Origin of the sequence: Corallococcus sp. CA041A, assembly GCF_003612075.1 — a bacterium.
Taxonomy (GTDB): Bacteria; Myxococcota; Myxococcia; order Myxococcales; family Myxococcaceae; genus Corallococcus; species Corallococcus exiguus.
This window is the reverse complement of record NZ_RAWF01000476.1, coordinates 1-3,086: the sequence shown is the minus strand read 5'-3', so window position 1 is coordinate 3,086 and position 3,086 is coordinate 1. Positions and strand designations below refer to the sequence as shown.

Below are 3,086 nucleotides of genomic sequence, written 5' to 3'. Positions count from 1 at the left end.
GACGGGGTGGTGGCCTACGCGGTGGTGCAGCGCACGCGAGAGCTGGGCATCCGCATGGCATTGGGGGCGAGGGCGGGCCAGCTGATGGGCATGGTGTTGAGCCACTACCTGCGGCTCACTGCGGTGGGGCTGGTGTTGGGGCTGGGACTCGCATGGGGAGCCAGCCGCGCGCTGTCGCACCTGCTCAACGGAGTGCGGCCCACGGATCCGCTCACGTATGGATTGGTGGTGGCGGTGCTCGGCGCGATGGCGTTCCTCGCGGCGCTGTTGCCAGCACGAAGGGCCGCGCACGTGCCCCCGGCGGTCGTGCTCCGGGCGGATTGAGCCCCGGCCTATCGCTTGGGGTGAGACTGCACAGGCTTCGGACAACCCGCTATCCTGCGGAACGATGGCCGCTCCGCCGGAGTCCCGGGTCCCGACAGGTCATCCAGGGAGTGTTTCGGGAATGCGCACCGCGACGCGCCAGACCTGCGCCTTCATGTTCGTGTTGCTCATGGCCTGTGCGGGCCCCCGCCTCTACTACCTGCGATCAGAACTTCCCATTCTGGAAGGGCGGTTCGACCTCGCGGTGGCCCCAGGTCCCTGGCCACACAAGGACGTCCCGGCCGTCGTATCGGACACCGACACGATTCCGGATGACCTGGTGCTGCCGACGCTCCGGGCATTGATGAGCCTGCCGGGTGCGGCGGATGCCTGCGACCCGAACACCGGTGGTCCACGACCGGATGCATCTGAATACTGCGTCGCCCTCTATAAAACGCCGCAGGACTGGCGTGTTTCATGGCCCATCCGCAACCTCATGAAGGAACGCAGCTCGTGCCAGCCTCCTTTCGGTGGCGTCGACGATGAATCCTTTGGTCGGAACCTGCCCATCATCGGCTTCGCGCACAATCACCCGTGCGCGACGAGCATGAGCAGTGACGATCTGACCCGATTCCCCGCGATGAAGATGGAGGACGGGCTGTGGACGATGGTGGCCTATGCCGCAAGCCCTGATGGACGGCTGGCGCGTGACTCGAGGAACCGGTTGATTCCCGCATGGGCCTGGCTCGCCACGGGACACAAGGACGAACCTCGCTTCTACAAGTGGAACCCCGCGGGAGAGGTCTTCCAATGGAATGAGGACAAGGCGCTTTGGGAGTTCCAGGCGAACTGTCATCCACAAGAGGCTTCTGGCATGCGCAGCCCCCGCATGCTGCTACCTCGCTGCTCACCCGAGTTGAAGTGGTAGAAGGGCCCTGGAGCCTGTCCCCATGATGAACCTCCCTCATCACGTCCTTCTCCTCACGCTCCTGCTGGACGGAGGCACGCCTCCCGCCTCTTCTGGCACAGCCGCGAGGGACGGGGGCAGCGTCGTGTCTCCGCCCGTGGTGACGAATGCCGACGGCGGTACCACGCCCCGCGCCCCCCTCGTCGCGGAGGGGATTGAATGGCCTGACGACCTGCGGCCCCTGGCAACGCTGGACGGACCGGCGGTTCTCGCCGCCCATGCGGCCTTGCAGCGGCTGCTGGCAGGTTTTCCCAAGGAGTATGCGAAGGACTGCTCATATACCGCCAAGGCCATGGAGGTCTCCGTGGCCCAACACGGCGGGATGTACTTCGTGGAGATCAAGCGAAACGTCGCGAAGTGTGGCTGGGCAGCACCTGGATTCAATCCCTCCGCGCACTGGTACGAATTGTATGCCGTGTCGGCGGACGGGAAGGTCCTGGCGCGCTATCCCTATCATCCCTGAAGGCGCCCCTCCGGCGTGACCTGTGAAACAACACATCTCCGCGTCATTCCATGCGCGCTTCGCTCCGGCATCCCGCCCTGCCCCCGCGCGCAGTGAACGTCAGGGAACGATGCGCTTGAAGTAGAGGACCGTGGGGTGCAGCTCACCATCGGTGTGCCGCGCCCAGTCGGGAATCTCGCCGGCGCGCTGCCACTGGAAGTGCTGGTAGACGGACTCCGCCTTCGAGCCCGCCAGCGTGTCGAGCACCAGCAGCGTGCGCCCCGCGCCCCGCGCGTACTGTTCAATCTCCTGAAGCAGCAGCGACGCGAGCCCCTGTCCGCGGGCCCGCGAATGCACGAGCAGCTTCTGCACCTCCGCGCGGTGCAGCCCGTTGGGGCGCAGCGAGGGCGCGAGTTGCACGGTGCCGTCGATGCGACCGTCCACCTCCGCGACCCAGAGCACCAGCCCCGGCCCCAGCGCCGCGAGCACGCCCCGCCAGTACTCCACCGCCGCGTCCCGAGAGAGCGGCGGCAGGAAGCCCACCGACGCGCCTCCGTCGACGGAGTCGATGAGCACTTCGGCCAACGCCTCCCGCTCCTCGGGGGTCGCCTGTTCGAGTCTCCGGATGGAAATCATCCCCACCAGTCTAGCGGCTCACGGCGTGGCGGGCTTCGGAGGCTTCGGCGCGGGGGTGACGCGGGCGCCGGTACAGCGCAGCAGTTCGTCCATGAGCAGGCGGCGGCCCCGCTCCGGCCGCTCCAGGTGCACGAAGTGCGTCGCGCCCGGGAGCACCACGGCCTTCACGCTGGCCGCGTGGTTCAGGTGCTCCTGGAGGCGCGTGACGTCCTCCGGCCTGCTCCAGAAGTCGTTCTCCGCGCGCAGGATGAGCACCTTCGCGGTGATGGACGCTCCGTCCCACAGCTGCCGGCCCGTGGCCAGATAGAAGCTGTCCTCCAGCGCCCCGGATGGCGCCCGGAACGCGAACGGAGTGCGTGACGGCCCCAGCGGATCACTCGTGACCGCCTCGCGCTGGAACGACGCCGCCACTTCCGGGTCCCGCCACTTCACCCGCTCCTCTTCCGCCTCGGGCAACTGCCGGTCCCACACGGCCATCAGCGACGCACCCGTGTTCCACCGGTAGGCGCCAATGCCCTCCGCGTTGAAGTGCCCCGGCCGCTTCGGGTCCTCGAAGTCCGTGCCCTTCCCCAACAGCTTGTGCTCCGCGCTGCCCGCGTACAGCGCGTTGAGCATCACCAGGTGGCTGACGTTGTCCGGGTGGAGGCTGGCGTACATGCCCGCCCAGTGCCCTCCCGTGGCCCAGCCCACCAACCCCACGCGGCGCTGCCCCGTGCGCGCCTTCACCCAGCCCACCAC

Annotated in this window: 5 protein-coding genes; 3 read left to right on the top strand and 2 right to left on the bottom strand. The window is 67.8% G+C overall.

Going from position 1 to position 3,086, the window contains the following annotated elements:
- The 3 genes from D7V77_RS41235 to D7V77_RS45365 form a co-directional block, all read left to right on the top strand.
- Positions 1 to 324: FtsX-like permease family protein (locus tag D7V77_RS41235; RefSeq protein WP_120581636.1), on the top strand; the 324-nt coding region annotated here is incomplete at its 5' end.
- Between the two features lie 121 nt (positions 325 to 445).
- Positions 446 to 1,231, top strand: coding sequence for a hypothetical protein (locus D7V77_RS41230; RefSeq protein WP_120581634.1), 786 nt, complete (start codon positions 446 to 448; stop codon positions 1,229 to 1,231).
- A gap of 22 nt (positions 1,232 to 1,253) precedes the next feature.
- Positions 1,254 to 1,733 carry a hypothetical protein gene (locus tag D7V77_RS45365; protein WP_233597546.1) on the top strand — a complete coding sequence of 160 codons (480 nt, stop codon included), beginning with the start codon at positions 1,254 to 1,256 and terminating at the stop codon, positions 1,731 to 1,733.
- Positions 1,734 to 1,832: 99 nt separating this feature from the next.
- On the opposite strand, the gene D7V77_RS41220 is transcribed toward D7V77_RS45365, so the two are convergent.
- Together D7V77_RS41220 and D7V77_RS41215 are read right to left on the bottom strand one after the other, a co-directional pair.
- On the bottom strand, positions 1,833 to 2,348 hold the full coding sequence (locus tag D7V77_RS41220; RefSeq protein WP_120581633.1) for a GNAT family N-acetyltransferase: 516 nt from the start codon (positions 2,346 to 2,348) through the stop codon (positions 1,833 to 1,835).
- Positions 2,349 to 2,366: 18 nt separating this feature from the next.
- A partial coding sequence (locus tag D7V77_RS41215; RefSeq protein ID WP_147452342.1) for an alpha/beta fold hydrolase occupies positions 2,367 to 3,086 on the bottom strand: 720 nt, incomplete at its 5' end.

Coding starts and splice junctions, on each gene's coding strand:
- D7V77_RS41230 (WP_120581634.1), top strand. CDS start 446: ATGCGCACCGCGACGCGCCAGACCTGCGCCTTCATGTTCGTGTTGCTC.
- D7V77_RS45365 (WP_233597546.1), top strand. CDS start 1,254: ATGATGAACCTCCCTCATCACGTCCTTCTCCTCACGCTCCTGCTGGAC.
- D7V77_RS41220 (WP_120581633.1), bottom strand. CDS start 2,348: ATGATTTCCATCCGGAGACTCGAACAGGCGACCCCCGAGGAGCGGGAG.